17 protein-coding genes and 1 pseudogene are annotated in these 25,127 nt (G+C 75.7%); 13 read left to right on the top strand and 5 right to left on the bottom strand.

The window, feature by feature from the left end; genetic code table 11:
- Window positions 1–18: 18 nt before the first annotated feature.
- Entirely contained in the window at window positions 19–798 is a 780-nt protein-coding gene (locus ACGFNF_RS03775; protein WP_357577368.1) for a hypothetical protein, read from the top strand.
- 132 nt (window positions 799–930) lie between these two features.
- Here ACGFNF_RS03775 and ACGFNF_RS03770 read toward each other — a convergent pair whose 3' ends face one another.
- On the bottom strand, window positions 931–4,575 hold the full coding sequence (locus ACGFNF_RS03770) for a hypothetical protein (RefSeq protein ID WP_393165554.1): 3,645 nt from the start codon (window positions 4,573–4,575) through the stop codon (window positions 931–933).
- 267 nt (window positions 4,576–4,842) lie between these two features.
- Window positions 4,843–5,742 carry a zinc finger domain-containing protein gene (locus ACGFNF_RS03765; RefSeq protein ID WP_393165552.1) on the bottom strand — a complete coding sequence of 300 codons (900 nt, stop codon included), beginning with the start codon at window positions 5,740–5,742 and terminating at the stop codon, window positions 4,843–4,845.
- A gap of 110 nt (window positions 5,743–5,852) precedes the next feature.
- On the opposite strand from ACGFNF_RS03765, the gene ACGFNF_RS03760 reads away from it, so the two are divergent.
- On the top strand, window positions 5,853–7,058 hold the full coding sequence (locus ACGFNF_RS03760; protein ID WP_393165550.1) for a hypothetical protein: 1,206 nt from the start codon (window positions 5,853–5,855) through the stop codon (window positions 7,056–7,058).
- Between the two features lie 93 nt (window positions 7,059–7,151).
- Here ACGFNF_RS03760 and ACGFNF_RS03755 read toward each other — a convergent pair whose 3' ends face one another.
- Window positions 7,152–7,997, bottom strand: coding sequence for an S-adenosyl-l-methionine hydroxide adenosyltransferase family protein (locus ACGFNF_RS03755; RefSeq protein WP_393165855.1), 846 nt, complete (start codon window positions 7,995–7,997; stop codon window positions 7,152–7,154).
- Window positions 7,998–8,198: 201 nt separating this feature from the next.
- Window positions 8,199–8,573, bottom strand: a pseudogene (locus ACGFNF_RS03750) (GNAT family N-acetyltransferase); the annotation flags it as partial.
- Window positions 8,574–8,719: 146 nt separating this feature from the next.
- Here ACGFNF_RS03750 and ACGFNF_RS03745 point away from each other — a divergent pair.
- The gene (locus ACGFNF_RS03745) at window positions 8,720–9,316 is read left to right on the top strand and encodes a hypothetical protein (protein WP_393165548.1); all 597 of its coding nucleotides are present in this window, start codon (window positions 8,720–8,722) and stop codon (window positions 9,314–9,316) included.
- A gap of 9 nt (window positions 9,317–9,325) precedes the next feature.
- On the opposite strand, the gene ACGFNF_RS03740 is transcribed toward ACGFNF_RS03745, so the two are convergent.
- Window positions 9,326–13,921 carry an ATP-dependent helicase gene (locus tag ACGFNF_RS03740; RefSeq protein ID WP_393165546.1) on the bottom strand — a complete coding sequence of 1,532 codons (4,596 nt, stop codon included), beginning with the start codon at window positions 13,919–13,921 and terminating at the stop codon, window positions 9,326–9,328.
- Between the two features lie 172 nt (window positions 13,922–14,093).
- On the opposite strand from ACGFNF_RS03740, the gene ACGFNF_RS03735 reads away from it, so the two are divergent.
- The 10 genes from ACGFNF_RS03735 to ACGFNF_RS03690 all read left to right on the top strand — a co-directional run bounded on the left by ACGFNF_RS03735 (window position 14,094) and on the right by ACGFNF_RS03690 (window position 25,090).
- Complete coding sequence (locus ACGFNF_RS03735) at window positions 14,094–14,480, top strand: hypothetical protein (RefSeq protein WP_393165544.1); 387 nt, start codon at window positions 14,094–14,096, stop codon at window positions 14,478–14,480.
- Window positions 14,481–14,690: 210 nt separating this feature from the next.
- A complete protein-coding gene (locus ACGFNF_RS03730; RefSeq protein WP_393165542.1) occupies window positions 14,691–17,525 on the top strand; it encodes a Na+/H+ antiporter subunit A in 2,835 nt (944 codons plus the stop codon).
- Entirely contained in the window at window positions 17,522–18,001 is a 480-nt protein-coding gene (locus ACGFNF_RS03725) for a Na(+)/H(+) antiporter subunit C (protein WP_393165540.1), read from the top strand. The genes ACGFNF_RS03730 and ACGFNF_RS03725 overlap by 4 nt, the downstream gene beginning before the upstream one ends.
- A gap of 25 nt (window positions 18,002–18,026) precedes the next feature.
- Window positions 18,027–19,532 (top strand): Na+/H+ antiporter subunit D, encoded by a 1,506-nt coding sequence (locus tag ACGFNF_RS03720; protein WP_393165538.1) that lies wholly within the window; start codon window positions 18,027–18,029, stop codon window positions 19,530–19,532.
- On the top strand, window positions 19,529–20,110 hold the full coding sequence (locus ACGFNF_RS03715) for a Na+/H+ antiporter subunit E (RefSeq protein WP_393165536.1): 582 nt from the start codon (window positions 19,529–19,531) through the stop codon (window positions 20,108–20,110). Before ACGFNF_RS03720 ends, ACGFNF_RS03715 begins: the two co-directional genes overlap by 4 nt.
- Window positions 20,107–20,376 (top strand): monovalent cation/H+ antiporter complex subunit F, encoded by a 270-nt coding sequence (locus ACGFNF_RS03710; protein ID WP_357577358.1) that lies wholly within the window; start codon window positions 20,107–20,109, stop codon window positions 20,374–20,376. Before ACGFNF_RS03715 ends, ACGFNF_RS03710 begins: the two co-directional genes overlap by 4 nt.
- Window positions 20,376–20,741 (top strand): monovalent cation/H(+) antiporter subunit G, encoded by a 366-nt coding sequence (gene mnhG / locus ACGFNF_RS03705; protein ID WP_393165534.1) that lies wholly within the window; start codon window positions 20,376–20,378, stop codon window positions 20,739–20,741. The genes ACGFNF_RS03710 and mnhG overlap by 1 nt, the downstream gene beginning before the upstream one ends.
- 185 nt (window positions 20,742–20,926) lie before the next feature.
- Window positions 20,927–22,486 (top strand): M28 family metallopeptidase, encoded by a 1,560-nt coding sequence (locus tag ACGFNF_RS03700; protein ID WP_393165529.1) that lies wholly within the window; start codon window positions 20,927–20,929, stop codon window positions 22,484–22,486.
- Between the two features lie 193 nt (window positions 22,487–22,679).
- Window positions 22,680–24,029 (top strand): hemolysin family protein, encoded by a 1,350-nt coding sequence (locus ACGFNF_RS03695; protein ID WP_393165527.1) that lies wholly within the window; start codon window positions 22,680–22,682, stop codon window positions 24,027–24,029.
- A complete protein-coding gene (locus ACGFNF_RS03690) occupies window positions 24,026–25,090 on the top strand; it encodes a hemolysin family protein (RefSeq protein ID WP_151453934.1) in 1,065 nt (354 codons plus the stop codon). The genes ACGFNF_RS03695 and ACGFNF_RS03690 overlap by 4 nt, the downstream gene beginning before the upstream one ends.
- Window positions 25,091–25,127: the final 37 nt, after the last annotated feature.

The following is a 25,127-nucleotide window of genomic DNA, read 5'->3' as shown; positions in this document are numbered from 1 at the left end:
CGGGTCGAGGAGGCAGAGGTGGCAGACGAGCGCACGCGGTACTTCCGGCGCCTGAGCCGGTTGCGGCGGTCCGCGCGCCGGTGGAGCGTCACGGCCGGCGGCCTGGGCGGCGCCGCCGCCGTGCTGACCCCGTACGCCGGGCTGGGGCTGCCCGACGCGGCCTGGGCGGCCGGGGCGGGCGGCGCGCTGGTGCTCGCCGCCTGGCGCTGGGTCGACCTGCGGGCGTTGGCCGCCCGGCCGGCACCACCGGCGCTCGACCCGGCCGAGGCCGCCGCCCGGTCCCGCGCCAGGCTGGTCGCCGCCGTGGAGCGGCTCCCCGTCGGCCCCGGCGTGCTGGCCGAGGTCCGCCGGGTGCGCTCCCGGGTGGCGCTGCGCGGCACCAGCGCCGCCGAGCCGTGGGCCCGGCTGGACCGGGCCGCCCTGACCCTCGCCGGGATGACCGGCCGGCTCACGGGGCTCGCCTCGCCGGCCGTGCTGGAGGCCGCCGAGGCCGACCGGTCGCTGCGGGACCTCGCCGACCGGGTGGCCAGCGTCGAGCGCACGCTGCGGCTCGCCCCGGCCGAGTCCCGGCCGGCGCTGGCCGAGGCGCACCGGGCCCTGAGCGCGCAGCTGGAGCAGGGCGTCACCGCGTACGAGCGGCTCGTCGTGGCCGCCGCCGGCTACGTCGCCGGGGAAGCCCACCCCGACGCCGCGCACCCGGCCGCCTCCCGGCTCACCGAGGCGACCGACCTGCTGCACGGCGTCGCCACGGCCCTGACCGAACTCCGCGGCGTCGGCGCCCCCCTCCGCACCCCCTGACCCCGCCCCGCCCCGCCCCTCCCTCCCGCGCGGTCGATCATGCAGTTGTGGTGCCGGATCGGTACCTGTTCGGGCGTTTTGCACCCCACCACAACTGCATGATCGGCGCGGGCGCGGGCGCGGGGGGCGAGGTCAGGGGGGTGTGGTCACCGGCACCGGGCCGGTGAACGGGGAGCTGCCGACGACGTTGAACGACCGGATCCGGTAGTGGTAGGTGACGCCGCGCGCCAGCCCGGTGTTGGTGAAGCCCCGGCCGGTGACGGTGAAGGTCGCCACCTCCAGGCCGAACGCCGGGTCCAGCGCCCGCTGCACGATGAACCCCGCGCCCGGTGCCGCCGGCGTGCTCGCCGCCCAGGCGAGGATCACCGTCGCCGTGTCCGGCCCGGGTGCCGTCGCGGTGGCGGTCACCCCCGTGGGCGGGCCCGGCGCCGGCGGGGTGGTCGCCCGGGCCACCGTCGACCAGGCCGACGCGGCGCCGAGATAGGTGGTCCGCACCCGGTAGTAGTACGTGGTGTCGGGGGCGACGGCGATGTCGAGATGGTTGTCGCCGACGCCGATCGCTGTGGTGCCCGGGCCGCTGCTGAACGTCGGGTTGGTGGCCCGCTGCACGTCGATCCCGGTGGCGAAGGAGCGGTTGGTCCAGCGCAGCGCGATCCGCAGCGGCGCGGCCGGCGGGATCGCCGCGGTCAGCCCGGCCGGCGCGGCGAGGTGCACCGAGGCCGGCACGCTGTTGGACCACGTGGAGCAGCTCACCGCGTTCTCCGCCCGGATCCGGTAGTGGTAGGTCACCCCGGGCGTGACGCTGGCGTCGGTGTAGCGGGTCGCCGTGGCCGCCACGGTGATCGCCGTGAGGCCCTCCGTGAAGGCGGCGTCGGTGGCCCGCTGGAGCAGGTGGCTGGTGGCCGGTGGCCGGCTCCCGTTGCCCGTCCAGGTCAGCGCGATCGCGGGCAGCGCGGTGGCCGAGCCGGGGGCGGGGGTCGCGGTCAGCCCGGTCGGTGCCCGGGGCGACACCCGCAGTACCAGCGGCCGGATCATGCCCTGGTCCCGGTGGCCGCCGAGCTGGCTGTGCCAGTGGTACTCCCAACCGAGGTTGACGAGCTGGTTCACCACGACCGCGGGGCGACCGTCGACCGGGCTGACCGGGGTCGAGCCGGTCCGGGCGCCCGCCGGCCGGAGCGGGTCGAGCAGCCGTACGCTGTCGCCGATCTTGAACGGCAGAGGCGGCGCGACCGGCCGGAGCGCGACGATCACGTCCTCGCGCGGGTCGACCCGGACGACCTGCTTCCAGCCCCGCTCCGCCGGGTGCGGCGGACGGGTGGCGCCGTCCCAGCCGACCCGGCCGACCAGCTGCACGTCGCAGCCGGTGAACCGCACCGGCTGGGTCTGCCGGCTGTTGCCGCGGATCCGCCAGAGCTGGGTGCCGTCGCCGGGCCCGCCCACCGCGACGGCCGGATCGCTGACGTGCAGCACCTCCGTGGCCGGGTCGGTCGGCCCGAGCGGCAGGACGGTGGGGGAGAGCGGCCCGGCGTGCGGGTGCCCGACGCCGAGCCGGCCGACGAGCCGGCCATGGTCCGGTTCGAAGACCTGCTGCACCGCCTTGACCTCCAGCGGCAGGAGCACCGGGGCGGCGGCGCCGGCCGGGACGAAGCTGACCGTCGCGGCGTGCACCGGGACCACCGTGTCGCGCGCGGTCCGGGTGCCGAACGCCACGTCGTACGCCGGCTGCGGCACGATCGGCGGGCGCTGGCTGGCCGCGTACGCCTCGGGCAGGCGCTCGCGCAGCCGCGCCAGGTCGTACGGCGGCGCCGGGGTGCCGACGACCCGGAACTGGAGCAGGGTGCGGGTGTTCGGCCCGTACCCGGGGCGGGTCGGCGGCGCGCCGCCCTCGGCGCTGCGGTCCGGGGCGCCGGTGAAGTGGTCGGCGCGCGGGTCGAAGCCGGGCAGCGGGGCAGGGCAGTCGTTGTAGAGGATCAGCGTGCCGCCGGGCGCGACGGTGGAGAAGTCGACGAGCACGTCGGCCGCCTCGCCCGGGGCGAGCAGCAGCGCGTGCGCGTCGACGTTGAGCACGGTCGGGTCGCGCCGGTCGTACCGGTAGCTCACCGGCCGGTTCGGCACCACCACCGGCGCGGGCAGCAGGCCGCACTCGTTGCCGATCTGGACGAGCTCCGGGCCGGCGGCGCGCGGGTCCGGCACCCCGCCGTCGCGCCCGTCCGTCGGCCAGCCGGCGGGCCGCTCCGGCGCGCGTACCGCCTCCACCATCGGCACCTCGCCGGCGCCGGCGTCGGCCAGCCCGCCGTCCGGGTCCCACATCGGGCCGTCGGAGCGGGCCCGGTAGAGCTGGAGGTTCAGGCCGCGGTCCAGGCAGGCGTTGAGGATCCGGAACCGGTACGTCCTCGGCTCGACCTCCAGGTACGGGTACGCGATCCCGTTGACCAGCACGGTGTCGCCGAACGCGTCCGGCACCGCCGACGGGTGCGGGACGCCGGGCGCGAGCGGCGGCTCGTCAGGGTCGGCGACGGGGTCGTGGTGCGGGTTCGGCACGGGGTCCGCCCGGTGCCGCGTACCGCCGTGCTCCCGCTGCCCGGCGTCGTCGCCCGTACGCGACCACGGGCCGTAGTCCCACCGGCCGGTCGGGTTCGTCCCGTCGGCCCGGTGCGGGTTCTGCCGGGGCTGGTAGACGTGCGGGTGCCAGAGGCTGCCCCGGGAGCCCCAGCGGTCCCGGTCCCACGTCGGGTCCTCCCCGGCGAGTTGGGCGTCCTCCGGCACGAACGTCTTGTCCTCGATCACCAGGGGCAGATGGTCGGCGGGGAGCACCTCGTCGGCGACGAGCCGCTCCTCGGCGGGATCGGTGAGCAGGTAGAGGGCGACCTGCCCGGAGTAGACGGTGAGCCGGGCCAGGCCGACGGTGTTGTCGTGGAACCAGCACAGCCGCCCGCTCTGCTCGTTCGGGTAGTAGAGCGTGGTGGCGCCCGCGCCGGGCGGCGGCATGTCGGGCACGTGGGTCAGGCCGGGCCCCGTCGGGTAGGGGGTGATCTCGCCGGCCGGCGTCACCCACTGCCAGGGGTTGCCAGCGCTGGTCCAGCCGGTGTGCGCGCCCGCCAGCCGCAGCACCGCCCGGTTCTGCGGGTAGGGCGCCGGACCGTCGAGCGGGCCGGCCCCGGCGCCGTCGACGGTCGGGTCGACCGGCAGGAAGAGCTCGCCGGAGCGGCCGGTGGGGAGCTGGTTGATGAACTTGACCCGGACCGGCCGGCCGCGCCGGGCCCGGATGAGCGGGCCGAGGTGCCAGGGGCGCCCCGTCGGCGCGACCGTGTTGTGCCCGTGGGCGTCCGTGCCGAGGTTGAGCTGCCGGTAGCCGCGCAGCCGGGTCGCCGGCAGGTCCCGGTGCAGCCGCTGTGCGTACTGCTCCAGGCCGATCTCGTAGTAGTCGCAGCCCGCATAGCTGACGGTGTCCGGCACCGCCACCGGCAGGTGGGCGCCGAGCTCGGTGCGGTCGAGCGCGCCCGGGCGGGGCAGCGCGTCGACGAACTTGCGGATGCCGGTGCCGGGCAGCACGCGGCCGTCGGCGTCGACCACCGGCAGCGGGCTGCGGGCCTGGTTCGGCAGCGGGCCGAAGTAGCGCGGCACGGCGGCCGGGTCGAGGCTGGCCGGCGCGGCGACCGGCTCCGCCGCGCGCCGGGCCGCCGGCACGGGCCCCGCCCCGGTCCCGTCGGCGTCGTGCTCGGCGCGGGCGCTCGCCCGCTCCGCCCACGGGATCCGGAGTCTGCGGAACAGCTCCATGGCTCTCCCCGGTGTCCGGGCGCTGCGGCCACCACGTCGGCGTGGCGGACCGGTCGCGCGTCGCTGACGATGCGTGAGGAGTCAACCGCAGCATGCGACCTCGACGGCGATGTTAGGAAGTACCCAATCGTCCGTATCTGTGGCAAGGACGCGACTCGCCGCCCTGCCGGCGGAGTGTCCCGCCCGACACGCCGACCGGGTGGCTGCGGGTGGCTACCCGCCATGCGCGAGGCGGGACACGCGCGTGTCGCACCGGCCCGGCCGGGGTCAGTCGGCGGGACGCTCCGGCTGGCAGACCGGGCACCAGTAGGTGACCCGCTCGCCCAGTTCCTCCTTGCGGATCGCGGTGCCGCACCGCCGGCAGGGCTGGGCGCGCCGGCCGTAGACGTAGCTGGTCTGCCCCCGGCGCAGCGAGCCGGTGGTGCTCTGCGTCCAGCGGCCCCGGTTCGCCGCGAGCAGCTTCTGCGCGAGGGCGACGGTGCCGGCGAGGTCCGGCACCGCGCGTACCGGGGTCCACGGCGAGACGCCGCGCAGGAAGAGCACCTCGCACTTGTAGAGGTTGCCGACGCCGGCCAGGTTGCGCTGGTCCAGCAGCGCCTCGGAGATGGTGACGTCCGGGTCGGCGGCCAACCGGCGCACCGCCTCCGCCGGGTCCCAGTCCGTGCCGAGCAGGTCGGGGCCGAGGTGCCCGACGAGCGACTCCTCCTCGGCGGTCGGCACCAGCGCCAGCTCGTGCAGGTGGTAGCCGACGGCGACCGCCCGCGCGCTGCGCAGCACGACCCGGATCAGGTGCGCCGGCCGGGCCGCCCAGCGCTCCCCGGGCGCGTACGCCCGCCAGGCGCCGTCCATCCGCAGGTGCGAGTGCAGCGTCCAGCGCGCCCCGCCGTCGTCTCCCGGTGCCGCGTCCCCGGCCGCACCGCCGCCCTGCGCCGGGGCCGTGCCGCCCTGCGGTGTGATCGGGGCGTCGGGCGGTGGCGTGGCGTGCGGTGGGGCGGTGAGCCGCAGCAGCAGGTGCTTGCCCCGGCTGGCCGACTCCCGCACCGTCCAGCCGGCGAGGTCGGTCGCGGCGAGCTGCGGCACCCGGAAGTCGCTGCCGGTCAGGCGGGCGCCGGCCAGGGCACGGTGCAGCACGCGGGCGGTGTTCCAGACGGTGTCGCCTTCGGGCACCCGTCCATCCTTCCTCGTCCGAGCCGAATTCGCATGTGTCGCTATTTGTATGGTGGTTCCTGTCGATCTACCGACAAGGGCACGATCAGGGAGTTCTGAGGAGAATGCCCATGATTCTGCCCCAACGTCGCACCCGTACCGCCGCCCTGACCGTCATCCTCGCCCTCGCCCTCGTACCCGCCCCGAGCCCCGCGCTCGCCGCCGACGGCGGCGAACGGTGGAGCACCGACCTCTCCCGCGTCGACGCCGACGACGTCAACGTCCGGCACACCCGCGCCGGGCTCCGGCTGGCCGACCCCCGCCCCGCGCGGTCCCGCGCGCCCCGCAGCGCGGTCGCCGAGGGGATCTTCCTCGCGCCGCCGCGCACCCTGGCCCGGCCGGCCACCCGGATCCGCGCCGCCGTCGACGCCCGCACCGCCGCCGGCGGCACCGCCGAGGCCCAGGTGCGGGGCTGGCGGGCGGCGGGCTGGACCGAGTGGCGCGAGGCCACCGGCGGGGCGGTCTTCGACCGGCCGGTCACCCGCGTGCAGACCCGGGTGGTGCTCACCGCGAGCCGGCCGGGCGCGACCGCGGAGGTGCGCGCCGTGCGACTCACCGCCGACACCGTCGCCGCCGTCGCCGCCTCGCCTGGCCTCACCTACCGGGTGTACGCGACGCGGATCGGGCTGGTCGGCGAGGTGACCGCCAACGGGCACACGATCGTGGCCGGGGACCACTTCGTCGCGCTGCCGTCCCGGCGCGCCCTGGCCCCGGCGAACACCGGCGACTACACCGTGCGGGTCTGCACCACCACGGGCAGCCGCTGCGAGTACGCCCCGGTCTGGGACGTCGGCCCGTGGAACACCCGGGACGACTACTGGAACCTCAGCGCCGTCCGGGAGAACTGGAAGGACCTTCCGCAGGGCCGGCCGCAGGCACAGGCGGCCTACCAGTACGGCTACAACGGCGGGCGGGACCAGTTCGGGCGGGTCGTGTTGAACCCGGCCGGCGTCGACCTCGCCGACGGCACCTTCTGGGACGGGTTGCAGCTCCCCACCAACGCCTGGGTGGACGTGGCGTACCTGTGGACAGGCAGCGGTCCGCGCGGCGTGGTCGGCGACGGTCCGCTCAACATCCGCGCCGGCGCCGGCACGGGGTACGCGGTGCGCGGCCTGGCCGCCCGGTACGCCAACGTGCCGATCGAGTGCTACGTGACCGGGCAGACCGTCGTCGGCCCGTACCGGACCACCAACCGGTGGAACCGCCTCACCGGCGGCCAGTACGTCAGCCACGCGTACGTCTCGGCGGTCTACGGCGGCACCGTGCCGCTCTGCTGACCACCACCCGCGTACGCCCGCCGGGCCGGCCGGCTCCGGTCCGGCCCGGCGCCCGGGTCGCCCGCCCGACACCTTGCCCGGCCGGCCCGCTGCTCAGCCGGCCGTGATGCGCACCAGGTCGCCCGGCGCCACCGCCAGCAGGTCCACCGCCCGGCCGCCGTTGACCGCCACGGCGACCAGGCCTGCGGAGTCGGCGTGCACCAGCAGCCCGCCCGGCCCGGCGTCGCCGAAGGTACGCCCGTGCACGGCCTCCCGGTCGGGCCCGGCACCCGCGCCCGGTCGCACCCGGACCCGGACCGGCAGCGGCGCCAGCAGGTCGGCCGGCGCGGCCAGTTGGACGTTGCCGAAGTGGTCGACGGTCAGCACCTCGGCCGTGAACCCGTCCGCCTCCCGCCGGAGCACCGGCGCCGGCAGCCGGACCAGGGACTCCGGGTCGACCGCCGGGCCGAGCCCGGACAGCGGTGCGCCGAGCGCCAGCCGCGCGGCGACCGGCGCGAAGACGTCCCGGCCGTGGAACGTGCGGGACACCTCGGGCGCGAGCCACTGCGGGTCGGTCAGCTCGACGGCCGCGGTCACCCCGCCCAGCGCCTCGGCGGCCTCCACCAGCAGGCCGTTGTCCGGCCCCACCAGCAGCCCGCGGGGCGTGGCCAGCGCGACGCCCCGCCGGGTGGTGCCCACGCCCGGGTCGACGACGGCCACGTGCACCCCCTGCGGCAGGTGCGGCACGGCCTGCGCGAGCACCGCCGCGCCCCGGCGTACGTCGGTCGGCGGGACGAGGTGGGTCACGTCGACGACCCGGGCCTCCGGCGCCAGCCGCGCGATCACCCCGTGGCAGGCGGCGACGAATCCGTCGGCGAGGCCGTAGTCGGTGGTCAGCGAGATCCACGGGGCGCGGGCCGCGCCGGCGGGCGGGCCGGCGACGACCTGCCGACCGTGCACCGGGCGGCCGACGGGGACCCGTCCGTCGGCGGTGAGGGGCGGTTCCGGGGCCGGTCCGTCGGCGGTGAGGGGCAGTTCCAGGACCAGTTCGTCGTGCAGCTCGATGCCGTCCTCGCCGACCACCGGGATGCTCGGCTTGAGCCGGCGGGCCCGGTCCACCGCGCCCCGGTCCACGCGCACCAGCCGCAGCCCGCGCCGCTGGTAGAAGCGCAGCGCCCGCAGGTTGTCGTTCGTGGTGACGAGCCAGAGCCGGGCCCGGCCGCCGGCCCGGGCCACCTCGTCGGCCGCCGCCAGCAGCGCAGTGCCGACGCCGCCGCCGGGCGTCGCGGCCACCACGCTGACCACCTCCAGCCCGTCGGCGTCGTCGTGGTGGGCGAGCGCCCCGACGACCGCCCCGGCCCCGTCGGTCGCCACCAGCGTGGGCAGCGTACGCAGGTCGTACCGGGTGTCGTGGGCGACGACGTACGGCCCGCCCCGCTCGCGTTCGTGCAGCGCGTCCACGGGCGCCCGGTCCCCGGCCCGTGCCGGCCGGACGGTCACCCCGTCCACCTCGTCCGCCCCGTCCACCCCGGTCATCGTCGGCTCCCCTCGTCGACCGGTCGGGATCGTACCGACGCCGCCAGCCCGCCCCGGTCGACCGGGGCGGGCTGGCAGAAATGGGACAGCCGCACTGACCGACCGGCCACTGCCGGGACGGGATCCGGTTGGGCAGACTGCCAGAGGTGACCAACCGGAGCCTGCCCGCCGTCGCGGTGCTCGTGATCGCCGCCGCCCTCACCGCCGCCTGCGGCGACGACGCGGAGGACCGGCGCGCCGCGCCACCGGCCGCCACGGCGTCGACCCCGGCCGACGTGCCGTCCCCGGGCCCGACCGGCGCGGCGGAAGCCACGGCGACGCCCGCCGCCCCGCCGAGCGCCCGGCCGACGGGGGCGGGCCCGGCGGCTCCGAGCGCCAGCGGGCCCACCCAGCGCCGCCCCGCCAGCCCGCCGCCGGTCGAGCTGCCGGCCCGCCCGACCGGGACGCCCGGAGCGCGGCAGGTCGTCGACGCGTTCAAGGCCGCCGGGCTGAAGGTGCCGAACCCCCGGGACCGGTCGGTCGAGTGCGGCCCGGACGGGCTCGGCCTGGGCTGCTCCGAGCTGGTCGCGACCGACGCCGTCACCGTGTACGTCTTCCCCGACGAGACCAGCGCCAGCGACATCGCCGAGACGTGGGGCGGGCAGTCGTTCCGGCGGGGCACGGTGGTGCTCAACTACCTGGAGGCGAAGACCCCCGCCGCCGATCGCGCGAGGTACGAGAAGGTCCTCACCGGCCTGCGCTGACGGTGCGGGTCAGCCGCGCAGGCGCAGGCCGCGCGGGGTGGCCCGGAAGCCGGCGGCGGTGAGGGCGTTGCGCAGCGGCGAGGAGCGCACCGCCTCGCCGTCGGCCCGCTCCACCGACATCGCGCCCAACGCGCCGGAGTGGACCGCGTCGGCGAGCGCCTTCCCGGCCGCCGTCAGCAGCTCGGTGTCGTCGGTGAAGGAGAGGATCGTCCGCCCGCCGCGTTCGACGTAGAGCACCAGGTCGCCGGCGACCAGCACCACCACGGCGCCGGCCTTGCGCCCCGCCCGGTGCCCGGTCGCCGGGGCCGTCCCGTCGCCCGAGTCGACCACCCGCTCGGGCCAGGACAGCGCCGCACCGTACGGGTTGGCCGGATCCGTCGCGGCGAGCACCAACGTGGGCCCGCCACGCCCCCGCCCGCCGTCGGTCGGCTCGGCCAGCGCCCGGATCCGGTCCACCGCCCCCGGCACCGCGAACTGCGCGGCGCCCAGCCCTTCGACGAAGTAGCCCCGCCGGGCCGCGCCGCGCTCCTCAAGCGCGGAGAGCACCGGATAGACCGCGGCGAAACCGCCGGTCACCTGCTCGGCCATGACCGCGCCCCGGGTCACCACGCCGTGCCGTTCGAGCAGCACGTCGGCCAGGGCCGCGGCGCGCCGGGTCGGGTCGGTGTCGCGCTCCGGCAGGCGGGACCAGCGGCCGGCCACGGTCGGCGGGCCGCCGCGCGTCGGCAGGGCCACCCGCCCGGGGCGCCGGTAACGCGTGCGCGGCGTGGTGGCACGGGACCGGTGCGCCCCACCGCCGCCGAGCGTCGCGCGCAGCGGCGCCAGGGTGTCGTTGGTGAGGTGACCGGCCCACACCAGGTCCCAGACGACGGCGGTCAGCGCGGCGTCGTCGGTCGAGCCGACCCGGTCGGACAGCGACCGGAAGAACAGCGCCTGCCCGTCGCCGAGCGCGTCCAGCACCGCGTCGTGCAGCGGGGTGCGGGTGAGCGCCTCGTCGGGCGGGGGGAGCAGCAGCGGCGCGACGTCCGCGTAGGCCAGGGTGACCCAGCCGTCCCCGCCGGAGATGGCCCCGGAGCCGGCCCAGAGCACCTCGCCGCTGGCGCAGAGCTCGTCGAGCTGGGCGGGGGAGTAGTCGGCGACCCGGCCGGGCAGCACCAGCCGTTCCAGCGCCGACGCCGGCACCGCCGCGCCCTGCAACTGCTCCACGGCGGCGGCCAGCGCCTCCACCCCCCGCGCGGACGAGCCGACCTGCTGCCAGCGGGGCAGGAACGCGGCCAGCGCGCGGGGCGGCACCGGCTCGATCTCCCGGCGCAGCGCGGCCAGGGACCGGCGGCGCAGCAGCCGCAGCACCTCCGCGTCGCACCACTGGCTGCCGGCTGTGTCGGGGGTGAACTCGCCGGCGACCACCCGACCGGTGGCGGCGAGCCGGCGCAGCGTCTGCTCGACCACGAAGACGCCGAGCCCGAAACGGGCCGCACAGGTGGCGGCGGCGAACGGCCCGTGCGTACGCGCGTAGCGGGCGACCAGGTCGCCGAGCGGATCGGCCACCGGGGCGAGGTACGCCTCGGCCACCCCGACCGGCAGGGCCACGCCGAGGGCGTCACGCAGCCGCGCCGCGTCCTCGACGCCGACCCAGCGCTCCTCGCCTGCGACGCGCACCCGCAGCACCCGGCGGGCCGCCGCCAGCTCGGTTAGCCACCCGGGGGAGGCGCCCCGCTCGGCCAGCTCCGCCTCCGACAGGTCGCCGACCACGCGGAGCAGCTCGACCACGTCCTCCGCGTCGCGCGGGCGGCGCTGCTCGGTCAGCCAGCGCAGCTGCCGCTCGGTCTCGGCCAGCACCGCCGGATCGAGCAGCTCCCGCAGGTCGACCCGGCCGAGCAGCTCGCCGAGCAGGGTCGAGTCCAGCGCCAGCGCGGCGGCCCGGCGCTCGGCCAGCGGCGCGTCGCCCTCGTAGAGGAAGGCGCCGACGTAGCCGAAGAGCAGCGACCGGGCGAACGGCGACGGCTGGGCGGTCTCCACCTCGACCAGGCGCACCTTGCGGGCGGCCAGGTCGCGCATCAACTCGGCCAGCGCGGGCTGGTCGAAGACGTCCTGGAGGCACTCCCGGGCGGCCTCCAGGGTGACCGGGAAGTCGGCGTACTCGCGGGCGACGTCGAGCAGCTGGGCGGCGCGTTGCCGCTGCTGCCACAGCGGCTGGCGGCGGCGCGGGTCGCGGCGGGGCAGCAGCAGCGACCGGGCGGCGCACTCGCGGAACCGGGACGCGAAGAGCGCGGACGTGCCGACCGACTCCTCGACGAGCTGGGCGATCTCCTCGGGCTCGAAGACCACCACGGCGGCGCCGGGCGGCTCCTCCGCCGTGTCCGGCAGGCGGACCACGATGCCGTCGTCGGACGGCATCACCTGGGCGTCCACGCCGTAGCGCTCGGCGAGCCGGCGGCCGATGGCCAGCGCCCACGGCCCGTTGACCCGGGCGCCGAGCACGCTGTGCACGGCCAGCCGCCAGTCGCCCAGCTCGTCGCGGAACCGCTCGACCACGACGGTGCGGTCGTCGGGCAGGGACCGGGTGGCGGCGCGCTGCTCGCGCAGGTAGGCCATCAGGTTGCCCGCGGCCCAGTCGTCCAGGCCGCCGGCCCGCAGCGCGGCGACCGCCGTCTCGTCGTCCTGCCGCAGCAGGGCGCGCACCCGGGCGCCGATGGCCCGGCCCAGCTCGACGGGGCGGCCGAGCTGGTCGCCCTTCCAGAACGGCATCTTCGCCGCCTGCCCGGGGGCCGGGGAGACCAGCACCCGGTCGGGGGTGATCTCCTCGATCCGCCAGGACGACGAGCCGAGCAGGAAGACGTCGCCGACGCGGGACTCGTAGACCATCTCCTCGTCCAGCTCGCCGACCCGGGCGGCCCGCTCGGCCCCCGCCAGGAAGACGCCGAAGAGGCCCCGGTCGGGGATCGTGCCGCCGCTGGTCACCGCGAGCCGCTGCGCGCCGGGCCGGCCGGTGAGCGTGTCGGTGGCGCGGTCCCAGACCAGCCGGGGCCGCAGCTCGGCGAACGCGGTGGACGGGTAGCGGCCGGAGAGCATGTCGAGCACGGCGTGCAGCGCCGAGTCGGGCAGCTCGGCGAAGGGCGCCGCCCGGCGTACGAGCACGGCCAGGTCACCGACGCGCCACGGCTCCAGCGCCACCATGGCGACGATCTGCTGGGCCAGCACGTCGAGCGGGTTGCGCGGGTGGTGCAGCTCCTCGATCGCGCCCTCGGCCATCCGCTCGGCCACCACGGTGCACGAGAGCAGGTCGCCCCGGTGCTTGGGGAAGACCACCCCGCGGGAGACCGCGCCGACCTGGTGCCCGGCGCGGCCCACCCGTTGCAGGCCGGCGGCCACGCTGGGCGGCGCCTCGATCTGCACCACCAGGTCGACGGCGCCCATGTCGATGCCCAGCTCCAGGCTGGAGGTCGCCACCACGGCGGGCAACTGGCCGGACTTGAGTGCCTCCTCGATGTGCTTGCGCTCCTCCCGGGAGACGCTGCCGTGGTGGGCGCGGGCGATCACCGCCGGTGCGCCGGCCGCCGCGCCGGCCTGCGCCATCAGCTCCGCCGGCGTGCGGCCGACGCGCACCGGTCCTTCGGGGCCGCCCCACTCCTGTGCGCCGCGCGGCGACGGCGGGGGCGCACCGGCCTGTTCCTCGCCGGCCAGCTCGTTGAGCCGGGCGCAGAGGCGCTCGGCGGAACGCCGGGAATTGGTGAAGACGATGGTCGAGCGGTGTGCCCTGACCAGGGAGAAGACGCGTTCCTCGACCGCCGGCCAGATGGACGCCCGGCGCGCGCCGAGGCCGCCGAGGTCGTCCTCCGGTGGCTCCTGCTCGTCGAGGCGGGTCATGTCCTCCACCGGCACCTGGACGCTGACCTCGATCGTCTTGGCGGTGGGCGGCGCGACCACGTCGACGGGGCGGGCGCCGCCGAGGAAACGGGCGCACGCGTCGACGGGCCGGACGGTGGCGGAGAGGCCGATCCGCTGTGCCGGGGCCGGCAGCAGCTCGTCGAGGCGCTCCAGGGAGAGCGCGAGGTGGGCGCCGCGTTTGGTGCCGGCGACCGCGTGCACCTCGTCGAGGATCACCGTCTCGACGCCGCGCAGGGAGTCGCGGGCGGCGGAGGTGAGCAGCAGGAACAGCGACTCGGGTGTGGTGATGAGGATGTCCGGCGGGGTGCGGGCGAAGGCCCGCCGCTCGTCGGCGGGGGTGTCGCCGGTGCGCATCCCCACGGTGATCTCCGGCGGGGCGACGCCGAGCCGGGTGGCGGCCTGCCGGATGCCCGTGAGGGGGGTGCGCAGGTTGCGCTCGACGTCGACCGCGAGCGCCTTGAGCGGGCTGACGTAGAGCACCCGGCACCGCTGCCGGGGGTCGGCCGGGGCGGGCTCGCGGGCGAGCCGGTCGAGCGACCAGAGGAACGCGGCCAGCGTCTTGCCCGAGCCGGTGGGGGCCACCACCAGCGCGCTGCGCCCGGCGGAGACGGAGCCCCAGGCGCCGGTCTGGGCGGCGGTGGGCGCGGCGAAGGCGGCGCCGAACCACTCCCGGGTGGCCGCGCCGAAACCCGCCATCGCATCCGTCACGCCATCCATCCTGCCCCGGCGGTGTGACATCGAGGTTCTGGGCGGAGGGCCATTGCGCCGCTCCGGCTCATACGCGATGTTTGCGCGTTCAATCCGTTAAGTCTTACTTAACTGCTTGCTTGTGCCCCACAACATAAAGTAACTTCACCCGGAGCGTCGGCCCGGGGTGGAGGAGATCGGATTGACCGTCGAGCAGCGGAGCTTCGAGCCCGGCACCGACGTGCTCATCCGCAAGGTCGACAGTCACCTCGCTGCCGTCCGCACCGGGCTGTCCGGCCCGGAGCTGGAGCTGGCCGAGCGGCTCGCCGCCGCGCTGCGGGAGCTGGTCGTCTCCACCGCGCAGGCCAGCGCGGCCGACCGGGGGCAGGTCCGCGCCGCGGTGCACTACTTCGTGCTGCGCCGGGAGAGCCGGGGCCGGTTGCTGCCGGTGCGCTCCCTCGCCGCCGCCCAGCGGGTGGTCAACAAGGTCGTGGTCCAGCTCGGCCGCCCCGACCTGCTGGTGGAGCCCCGGCGGGAGCGCCCCGGCCGGGAGCCCGTCGCCCCCACCGCCGACGTCGCCGTCGGCTGACGGCCGCCCCTCCGCCTGCGCCCGGCCGCCCCTGCCGTGTCGCCCCTCGGCTGACGGCTGGCCGACCCTCTCGGCCGGTTACCCGCACGCGGGCGACAACGGGACGAATTCGCGCAAAACCGCCCGCCGGGCGACGATCTGGCGTCTGATCGCACCTAGGTGCCGTCCCACCTCCGGCGCGCGCCGCAGCCACCTCGACCGGGAGCGCGGGTGCTCGTACTGCTGATCCTCCACTTCGTGGCGGCCCTCGTCGCGCCGCTGCTCGTCCGGTGGTGGGGTCCCCGCGCCTGCTACCCGCTGGCGCTGGCGCCGGCGGCGGCGTTCGGCTGGGCGCTGGCCCGCACGCCCGCCGTCCACGACGGCGGCGCGGTGGTCGAGACGTACCCGTGGATCGGCCAGCTCGGCGTCGACCTGGCGCTGCGGCTGACCACCCTGTCCTGGCTGATGACCCTGCTCGTCGGTGGCGTCGGCGCGCTGGTCCTGGTCTACAGCGCCCACTACTTCGGTCGGGAGTCCGCCGGCGTGGCCCGGTTCGCGGCCGTGCTGGTGGCCTTCGCGGGGGCGATGCTCGGCCTGGTCCTCGCCGACGACCTGCTGCTGCTCTACGTCTGCTGGGAACTCACCACGATCTTCTCGTACCTGCTGATCGGGCACAGCACGGAGCGGCGCTCCAGCCGGTGGGCGGCGGCGCAGGCGCTGACCGTGACCACGTTCGGCGGGCTGGCGATGCTTGTGGGGTTCATCATGCTCGGCGGGCACGCCGGCACCTACCGCTGGTCGGAGATCGCCGCCGCCCCGCTGCCGGGCGGGGCGTACCTCGTCGCGGCGGTCGTGCTGATCCTCGTCGGGGCACTGTCCAAGTCGGCGGTGCTGCCGTTCAGCTCGTGGCTGCCGGTGGCGATGGCGGCGCCGACGCCGGTGAGCGCGTACCTGCACGCCGCCGCGATGGTGAAGGCCGGCGTCTACCTGATCGCGCTGCTCGCCCCGGCGCTGGCGAGCGCCGGCCCGTGGCGGCCGGTGGTCGTGGTCGCCGGCCTGGCCACCATGCTGACCGGGGGCTGGGCGGCGCTGCGGCAGACCGACCTGAAGCTGCTGCTGGCGTACGGCACGGTCAGCCAGCTCGGCCTGATCGCGGTGGCCGTCGGGGCCGGCACCCCCGACACCGCGCTCGCCGGGGTGGCGATGCTGCTGGCGCACGCCCTGTTCAAGGCGCCGCTCTTCCTCGTCGTCGGCATCATCGACCACGGCACCGGCACCCGCGACCTGCGGGAGCTGTCCGGGCTGGGGCGCCGGGCGCCGCTGCTCGTCGCCGTGACGGTGCTCGCCGCCGCCTCGATGGCCGGGCTGCCGCCGCTGGTCGGCTTCGTCGCCAAGGAGGCCGTGCTGGCCGCGTTCACCGACCGGCCCGCCGTCGTCGCCGTGCTGGTGGTGGGCACCGCGCTCACCGTCGCCTACAGCGCCCGCTTCGTCTGGGGCGCGTTCGCCACCCGGCCGGGCGTGGAACCGGCCGTGCTCGGGCGGATCCCCGCGTCGATGCTCGCCCCGCCGGCCCTGCTGGCCGCCGTCGGGCTGGCCGCCGGCCCGGCCGCCGGGATCCTCGACGGCCTGCTCCGCCCGTACGCCGAGTCGTTCGGCGTCGTCGGCAAGGACCTGGCACTCTGGCACGGCCTCAGCCCCGCGCTCGGCCTCTCCGCGCTGGCCGTGGCCGGCGGCGCGGCGCTGTTCGCGCTGCGTGGCCCGCTCGCCCCGGTGCTGGCCCGGCTGCACGTCCCGGTCAGCGGCAACCAGGGGTACGAGTGGTTCATCCGCCGCTTCGACCGGCTGGCCATGAGGGTCACCGGCGCGACCCAGCGGGGCTCGCTGCCGCAGTACCTCGGCGTCATCCTGGTCGTGCTCGTCCTGGTGCCCGGCGGGGCGATGCTGGCCACCCGACCGTGGCGGGAACGGATCGCCCTCTGGGACAGCCCGTTGCAGGTCGTGGTGGTGGCGGTGGTGACCGTCGCGGCGGTGCTGGCGGTGGGCGCCCGCCGGCGGCTGACGGCGATGCTGCTGGTGGGCATGACGGGCTACGGCACGGCGATGCTCTTCGTGGTCTACGGCGCGCCGGACCTGGCACTGACCCAGTTCCTCGTCGAGACCGCCACCATCGCGGTGTTCGTGCTGGTGCTGCGCCGGCTGCCGGAGCGGTTCTCGGCCCGCCCGAGACGTCTGAAGTGGGCGCGTCGGACGATCGGGCTGGTGGTCGGCGTGGTGGTCGGCGGGCTGGCCCTGACCGCCGCCTCGGCCCGGCGGGCGCCCACCATCTCCGCCGAGTTCCCGGACCTGGCCGTCACCCACGGCTACGGCCGCAACGTGGTCAACGTGACCCTGGTCGACATCCGGGCCTGGGACACGATGGGCGAGCTGTCGGTGCTGGTGGTGGCCGCGACCGGCGTGGCCAGCCTGGTCTTCCAGCGGTCCCGCACCGGGCCCCGCCCGCGCCGCCCGGAGCGGCCGGACCGGGTGCAGCGGCCGGGGCACCGGGTCTGGCTGCGCGGCGGGTCGACGCTGCACGAGCGGCAGCGTTCGATCGTGCTCGAGGTGGTGACCCGCCTGGTCTTCCACACGGTGGTGGTCTTCTCCCTGTTCCTGCTCTTCGCCGGCCACAACGCGCCGGGCGGCGGCTTCGCCGGCGGCCTGGTGGCGAGCCTGGCGCTGGCCGTGCGCTACCTGGCCGGCGGCCGCTACGAGCTGGCCGAGGCCGCCCCGGTCGGCGCCGGCACGGTGCTCGGCGCCGGCCTCTTCGTCTCGATCGGCACCGGCGCCGTCGCCCTGTTCGCGGGCGGCATGGTGCTCGAGAGCGCCCGGATCAACCTGTGGCTGCCGGTGATCGGGGACTTCTACCTGGTCACGTCCCTCTTCTTCGACGTGGGCGTCTACCTGGTCGTGGTCGGGCTGGTGCTGGACATCCTGCGCAGCCTCGGCGCCGAGGTGGACCGGCACATCGAGGCGGCCGGCGAGTCCGGGGGCGGCCTGCGGGTCGACGGGCAGGGGGAGGGGGCGTGAGGACGGCCGGCGCGGGGCCGACCCTGGTGCTGGTCGTCGCCGCCGGGGTGCTGGTCGGCTGCGGGGTCACCCTGCTGCTGGAGCGCAGTTTGACCCGGATCCTGCTCGGCGTCATCCTGCTCGGCAACGGGGTGAACGCGCTCATCCTGCTCGGCGGGCGCTCGGGTGCCGCCCCGGTGGTCGGCACGGCGCCCGCCGGCACGTTGAGCGACGCGCTGCCGCAGGCCATGATCCTCACCGCCATCGTGATCACCTTCGGACTGACCGCGTTCCTGCTGGCGGTGAGCTACCGCAGCTGGTACCTCACCGGCGACGACGAGGTCCCCGACGACATCGAGGACCGGCAGATCAGGCATGCGGTCGAGCGCAGCGAACTGGCCGCCGCCGACCTCGGCGGCGAGGGCCCGGACGCCGACCCCGAGCAGGTCGACCCGGAGCCGCCGCGCCGGCTCCGCCGCGGGGACGGCCCCGGATGACCGGGTACGCGGGAGGGGGCGCCCGATGAGCTGGCTCGTGCCGCTGCCCGTGGTGGTGCCGCTGCTGGGCGCGGCGCTGACCCTGCTGCTGGCCCGGTGGCCCGGGGCGCAACGGGTCGTCAGCGTGGCCTGCCTGACCGCCACGCTGGCGGTGGCGGCGGTGCTGCTGGTGCAGGCGTACCGGCACGGGCCGGTGGTGGTCCAGGTCGGCGGGTGGCCGGCGCCGGTGGGCATCGTGCTGGTCGCGGACCAGCTCGCCGCGCTGATGCTTGTGGTCTCGTCGGCGGTGACCCTGTGCGTGCTGCTCTACTCCGTCGGCCAGGGGCAGGGGGACTTCGGCGAGACCGTCCCGGTGACCATCTACCACCCCACCTACCTGGTGCTGACCGCCGGCGTGACCAACGCGTTCCTCGCCGGCGACCTGTTCAACCTCTTCGTCGGCTTCGAGATCCTGCTGGCCGCGAGCTTCGTGCTGATCACCCTCGGCGGCACCGAGACCCGGATCCGCACCGGCTCGACGTACGTGGTGGTCAGCATCCTCTCCTCGATGATCTTCCTAGCCTCGGTGGGCCTCGTGTACGCGGCCACCGGCACGCTGAACCTGGCCCAGTTGGCGCACCGGCTGGACGCGCTGCCCGGCGGCGTACGGCTGACCCTTGAGCTGATGCTGCTGCTCGCCTTCGGGGTCAAGGCGGCGGTCTTCCCGCTCTCGGCCTGGTTGCCGGACAGCTACCCGACGGCGCCGGCCCCCGTCACGGCGGTCTTCGCCGGCCTGCTCACCAAGGTCGGCGTGTACGCGATCATCCGCACCGAGACGCTGCTCTTTCCCGGCGGCCACGTCTCCGGGCTGCTGATGGTGGTGGCCGGGCTGACCATGGTGGTCGGCATCCTCGGCGCGGTCGCCCAGTCCGACCTGAAGCGGCTCTTCTCCTTCACCCTGGTCAGCCACATCGGCTACATGATCTTCGGAGTGGGGCTGAGCACCGTCGCCGGGCTCTCCGGCGCGATCTTCTACGTGGTGCACCACATCACCATCCAGACCACGCTGTTCCTGGTCGCCGGCCTCGTCGAGGAGCGGGCCGGCAGCACCGACCTGCGCCGCATCGGCGGGCTGGCCCGGGCGGCCCCGCTGCTCGGCGTCCTCTTCTTCGTCCCCGCCATGAACCTCGCCGGGATTCCGCCCTTCTCCGGGTTCCTCGGCAAGCTCGGCCTGCTCCAGGCCGGCGTCGCGGCCGGCGAGCCGCTGCCCGGCGTGCTGGTCGCGGCGGGGACGGTGACGAGCCTGCTCACCCTCTACGTGGCCTCGCGGGTGTGGAACATCGCCTTTTGGCGCGCCCCCCGGCTGGCCACCACCGAGCCGGTCGTCCACCTGCCCGCGCTGATGGTCGGCGCGACGATCGCGCTGGTCGGGCTGGGGCTGGCGCTTACCGTCGTCGCCGGGCCGCTGTTCGACGTCACCGCCGACGCGGCGGTCGACCTGCGCGAGCGCACCCCGTACATCCGTTCCGTGCTGCCGGTCGGTGTCCCGTGACCCCGGCCTCCGGGGCGCCGCCGGGCGGGCGGGGGCGGCGGCGCGACCGACTGATCGCCTTCGGCTGGCTGGTGCTGGTCTGGAGCCTGCTCTGGGGGGACTTCTCGTGGGGCAACCTCGCGGGCGGGACGCTGGTGGCCGGTGCCGTGCTGGTGTTCTTCCCGCTGCCGCCGGTGAGCTTCGGCGGCCGGCTGCGCCCCGGGCCGCTGGTCGTCTTCGCGGTGCGCTTCGTCGGTGAACTGGTCAGCGCCAGCGCGCACGTCGCCCGGGTCGCGGTGCAGCCCGGCTACCGGCCCCGGGGGGCGATCATCGCGGTCCGCCTGCGGGTGCGTACCGACCTGAACCTGGCGCTCACCGCCGAGGCGATCTCGCTGGTGCCGGGCACGCTGATCGTCGAGGTGGACCGGGACGTCGGAGTCCTCTACGTGCACGTGTTCGACACCCACGGCCCGCAGGACCTGCGCGGCAGCCGGCAGCGGATCCTCGCCGTCGAGCGGCGGATCGTCCGCGCGGTCGGCTCCGACGCCGAGGTGCGCCGGGTCAGCGCCGATCCCGTCGAGAGGGGACCCGAACCGTGATCACGTTCCTCGCCGCCACCCTCACCGTCCTGTTCTCGGTGACCGCGCTGCTGGCCCTGATCCGGCTCTACCGGGGGCCGTCGCTGATCGACCGGGTGGTCGCGGCCGACATGCTGCTCGCCACGATGGTCGGCGCGGTCGGCGCGGAGGCCGCGGTGAACCACCACGCCACCACCCTGCCGGTGCTGGTGGCGCTGTCCATGCTCGGTTTCGTCGGGTCGGTGTCGCTGGTCCGCTTCGCCGTGCGCGAGGACGGGGAGGCCTGATGTGGGGCACGCTGGCCGACTGGCTGGGCGGCGGCTGCCTGGTGGCAGGCGCCCTGCTGAGCCTCGCCGCCGGGATCGGGGTGCTGCGCTTCCCGGGCACCCTGGACCGGATGCACGCCGCGACCAAGCCGCAGGTGCTCGGGGTGCTACTCCTGCTGCTCGGCGTGGCGCTGCGCCTGCGTACCCCGGCCGACCTGGGCATGGTGGCGCTGGTCGGGATCTTCCAACTGGCCACCGCCCCCGTGGCGGCCCAGATGATCGGCCGGGCCGCGTACCGGGCCGGCCGGGTCGAGCCGGGCCTGCTCGACGCCGACGAGCTCGCGTCAGCCGATCGCCGTACGGGTGGCGGGGGCGACCCGTCCTGACCCGCGGCCTGCGGCCGATCGCATCCGAGGCGTCCCAATTCGGGGACTGCGGCGATTCGGAGTCTTGCGTCTTGCCGGGGGGCGTGCCCCGCTGCACGCTTTCGCAGTGATGGCCGTCGATCGATGGCCGTCCGCCGGTCACCGCCCACCCCGCGGGACCGGACCACCCCCACCCCGGAGGACCAATGAGACCCCGCACCCCCCGCTCCGCCTGGCTGGCCGCGCTGGCCGTGGCGGCGGCGACGGTCGTGACCGCCTCCTCGGCGACCGCCGCGCCCACCGCCACGGTCCCCGCCGCCGCGCCCGTGGCGCTCGCCGCGGCCCCGGACGTCCCGCTGGCCAACGTGAAGGCGCACCTGTCCCAGTTCCAGTCCATCGCCACCGCCAACGGCGGGAACCGGGCGCACGGCCGCCCCGGCTACCTGGCCTCGGTCAACTACGTCAAGGGCCAGCTCGACGCGGCCGGGTTCACCACAGTCGTGCAGTCGTTCAGCTACGGCGGCGCCACCGGCTACAACCTGATCGCCGACTGGCCCGGCGGAGACCCGAACCAGGTGGTGATGACCGGGGCGCACCTGGACAGCGTCTCCGCCGGCCCCGGCATTAACGACAACGGCTCCGGCTCGGCCGCGATCCTGGAGACCGCGCTCGCCGTGGCCCGCAGCGGCTTCACCCCCACCCGGCACCTGCGCTTCGGCTGGTGGGGCGCCGAGGAGCTGGGGCTGCGCGGCTCCCAGTACTACGTGAACAACCTGCCGTCGACCGAGCGCACCAAGATCAAGCAGTACCTCAACTTCGACATGGTCGGCTCACCCAACGCCGGCTACTTCGTCTACGACGGCGACAACTCCGACGGGGTCGGCTCCGGCCCCGGCCCGGCCGGCTCCGCGCAGATCGAGCAGACCATCCAGGCGTACTTCACCTCGATCGGCGTGCCCACGCGGGGCACCGACTTCGACGGCCGCAGCGACTACGGGCCGTTTATCAGCGTCGGCATCCCGGCCGGCGGCACCTTCACCGGGGCCGAGGGCACCAAGTCCAGCACCCACGCCTCGCTCTGGGGCGGCACGGCCGGTCAGGCGTTCGACCCGTGCTACCACCGCTCCTGCGACACCACCGCCAACATCAACGACACCGCGCTGGACCGCAACGCCGACGCGATCGCGTACACGGTGTGGGCGCTGGCCGGCACCGGCACCCCGCCGGGGACCACCGTCTTCAGCGACACCTTCGAGACCGCCACCGGGTGGGCCGCCAACCCGGCGGGCACCGACACCGCCACCCTCGGCCGGTGGGAGCGCGGCGACCCCGCGGCCACCAGCTCGGGCGTCGCCACCCAGCTCGGCACGACCGTCAGCGGCAGCTACGACCTGGTCACCGGGCCGCTCGCCGGCAGCAGCGCCGGGGCGTACGACCTCGACGGCGGGGTGAGCACCATTCAGTCGCCGGCCATCACGCTGCCGTCGACCGGCACGCTGAACCTCTCGTTCTCCTGGTACCTGGCCCACCTGAACAACGCCAGCAGCGCCGACTACCTGCGCGTACGGGTCGTCGGCAGCGGCACCGTCACCGCGCTGAACGCCACCGGGGCCGCGACCGACCGGGCGGCGGCCTGGCAGAGCGCCACCGCCGACGTCTCGGCCCTGCGGGGACAGACCGTACGAATCGTGATCGACGCGGCCGACGCCAGCGGCGCCAGCCTCGTGGAGGCGGCCGTGGACGACGTGAAGATCACCCAGAGCTGACGCCGGGCAGGCCCCCCCGACGTCCCCTCGCCGCGGACGTCGGGGGCCTTCGGCACACCCTCAGCGGATATCCAGCCGATCCCGATAAAATGGGCCGCATGATCGACTCTTCTGCCCAGGAGGGCAGCAGTAGCCAGCCGGGTCGTGCCCGGCGTATCCCGACCCCGACGACCCCGGGAGCCCTGAGCGACCCGTGTTGATCGTCGTTGGTCTTCTACTCATCACCGTTCTCACCGTCGCCACGGGTTACTTCGTGGCCCAGGAGTTCGGCTACGTCGCCGTGGACCGGGGCCGGCTCAAGCAGCTGGCCGACGACGGCGACAAGGCCGCCGCCCGGGCGCTCGAGGTGACCGCGAGGCTGTCGTTCATGCTCTCCGGCGCGCAGCTCGGCATCACCGTCACCGCCCTGCTGGTCGGTTACGTCGCCGAGCCGTTCCTCGGTGCCGGGCTGGCCGAGCTGCTCGGGCTCGCCGGCGTCTCCACGGCCGTCACGCTGCCGCTCTCCGTCGTCCTGGCCCTGGTCATCGCCACCGTGGTGCAGATGGTCCTCGGCGAGCTGGCCCCGAAGAACCTCGCCATCGCCCGGCCCGAGCCCCTCGCGAAGGCCCTGAGCAGCTCCACCCTGATCTACCTCAAGGTCGCCGGTCCGCTGATCAAGCTCTTCGACCGGGCCGCGGTCCGGCTGCTGCGCAGCGTCGGCATCGAGCCGATCGAGGAGCTGCCCAGCGGCGCCACCCCGCAGGACCTGGAACAGATCATCGCCGAGTCCCGCCAGGAGGGGCACCTCACCGACGAGATGTCCACGCTGCTCGACCGGGGGCTCGACTTCCGGGGGCTGACCGCGGGCGAGGTCATGGTGCCCCGCGTCGACGTGCACACCGTACGCGCGCACGAGCCGCTCAGCCGGGTGGTCGAGCTGCTCGACACCGGCAAGTCCCGCTTCCCCGTACGCGGCACCGAGGGCGTCGACGACCTCGTCGGCGTCGTCGGCATCGCCGACGTGCTCGGCGTACCCCCGGAGCGGCGCGCGAGCACCCCGGTCAGCGCGGTCGCCGGCCCCCCGCTCCTGGTGCCGGAGACCCTGCCGCTGCCGACGGTGCTGGACCGGCTGCGCTCCGGCCACCGGCAGCTCGCCTGCGTGGTCGACGAGTACGGCGGCTTCGCCGGCGTGATCACGCTGGAGGACATCGCCGAGGAACTCGTCGGCCCGATCCGGGACGAGGACGACCCGCCGGAGCGCGCCCCGGCCCGCCAGGAGGACGGCTCCTGGGTGGTGCCGGCCCGCTGGCGCATCGACGAGGTGGCCGACAGCACCGGCATCTCGCTGCCTGAGGCACCGGAGTACGACACGCTCTCCGGCCTGGTCATGCGGGAGCTGGGACGGGTCCCCGAGGTCGGTGACCGGCTGGAGATCAGCCTGCCGGCCGACGGCGAGGACAGCGCGGAGGAGCCGCGCGCCCTGGTCGAGGTGCTGGCCGTCGACAGGCACGTGGCCGACTCGGTCCGACTGCGGATCGCCGAGCCCGGGGAGGTGTCCGCATGAGCCCCGGCATCGCACTCTTCACGTCGGTGATCCTGCTGGCGTTGAACGGCTTCTTCGTGGCCGCCGAGTTCGCCCTGGTGGCCAGCAAGCGTTACCGGCTGGAGCACGCGGCCGCCGGAGGCGGCCGGGCCGCCCGGGCCGCGCTCGACGGCGTACGCGAGCTGTCCCTGATGCTCGCCGGTGCGCAGCTCGGCATCACGCTCTGCACCCTGGGGCTCGGCGCGCTCGCCGAGCCGGCGATCGAGCACCTGCTGAGCCCGCTGCTGCACGCGGTCGGGCTGCCGACCGCCGCGAGCCACGTGATCGCGCTGATCTTCGCGCTGAGTCTCGTCACCTTCCTGCACCTGGTGGTCGGGGAGATGGCGCCGAAGTCCTGGGCGATCACCCACCCGGAGCGCTCGGCGGTGCTGCTGGCGCTGCCGTTCCGGGCCTTCGCGCGGGTCGCCCGCCCGTTGCTGTCGGTGATGAACGCCCTGGCCAACGCGATGCTGCGGCTGGTCAAGGTCAACCCGCAGGACCAGCTCGCCCAGGTGCACGGCCCGGACGAGCTGCGCATGCTGCTGGAGCAGTCGCGCGAGCACGGGCTGCTGGGCGCGGAGCAGCACCAGATGCTGACCAGCATGCTGGAGTTGCAGGGCACCACGGTGGCCCAGGTGATGGAGCCGTTCGACCAGATGGTGACGGTGCGCCGGGACGAGGGCGCCGACCGGATCGAGCAGGTCAGCCGGGACAGCGGCCGGTCGCGGCTGGCCGTGCTGGACGCCAACGGCGACGTCTGCGGCCTGGTCCACGTCCGGGAGGCGGTGCGGGCCACCACCACGGGGCGCGCGGTCACCGCCGGCGACCTGATGACCAACGCCCTCACCCTGCCGGCCTCGGCGTCGGTCAGCGACGCCGTGGCGGAGATGCGCGCCCGGCAGTCCCAGCTCGCGCTGGTGCGAAACGGTGGCGGGCCGACCCGGCCGGTCGGGTTCGTCGCGCTGGAGGACCTGCTGGAGGAGGTCATCGGCGAGTTCGACGACGAGACCGACCCGGTGCCGCGCGGTCGACGCATGAGATGAAACCGGAGGGGTGGCCGCTCTTCGTCGAAGTGGGGGC

The sequence above is a fragment of the Micromonospora sp. NPDC048868 genome (genome assembly GCF_043198195.1).
In the GTDB taxonomy this organism is placed as follows: Bacteria; Actinomycetota; Actinomycetes; order Mycobacteriales; family Micromonosporaceae; genus Micromonospora; species Micromonospora reichwaldensis.
This window is presented reverse-complemented; position numbering and strand designations above follow the sequence as displayed.